The organism is Xanthomonas pisi DSM 18956 (assembly GCF_001010415.1).
In the GTDB taxonomy this organism is placed as follows: Bacteria; Pseudomonadota; Gammaproteobacteria; order Xanthomonadales; family Xanthomonadaceae; genus Xanthomonas; species Xanthomonas pisi.
In genome coordinates this window covers 1-489 of sequence record NZ_JPLE01000184.1, presented here as the reverse complement: position 1 = coordinate 489, position 489 = coordinate 1, and the positions used below count along the sequence as shown (strand labels likewise).

Here is a 489-nt window from a genome sequence, read left to right as displayed (position 1 = left end):
CTTGGCAATGGGCGTTTATTGGTTCGGCTTTCCAGTGCGCGGTTAAGTTGCGTCAGAAGCACAACAACGCAATCAAGCTCTTTGGCAAGGTTCTTCAGTCCTTTGGTGATCATGCCGTAAGCAAGGTCGTTGCGATCGGCCTTCTCAGCGGTCATTAGTGTCAGGTAATCGACCAGAATCATGCCAACACATCCTTTTTCTCGCTTGATTCGACGGCTTTCGCTGACGATTTGAGCCAGAGATAATCCCGGCGTGTCGTCGATGTAAAGCATGTCGATTTCACTCAAGCGATTGGCTGTTTCGATCGCCCTGTTGAAGTCACCATCGTAATCACCCTGATAGCCGTCATCGGCGTCATTTGTCGCCGGAAGGTAAAAAATATTCGGGTTAACCCCAGACTTCTGCCCTACCAGTTTTTCCAGTATCTGATCACCTGGCATTTCAAGGCTGAACATCAGAGCGGGCTTTTTCTCCTGCACTGCGCAATTG

General features: G+C 49.7%; 1 protein-coding gene. It reads right to left on the bottom strand.

What is annotated here, in order from left to right; all coding sequences use genetic code 11:
- Window positions 1-455, bottom strand: a 455-nt coding sequence (locus tag Y887_RS17640; RefSeq protein WP_343123100.1) for a DnaB-like helicase C-terminal domain-containing protein, incomplete at its 3' end; no start/stop codon positions are given.
- Window positions 456-489 lie beyond the last annotated feature (34 nt).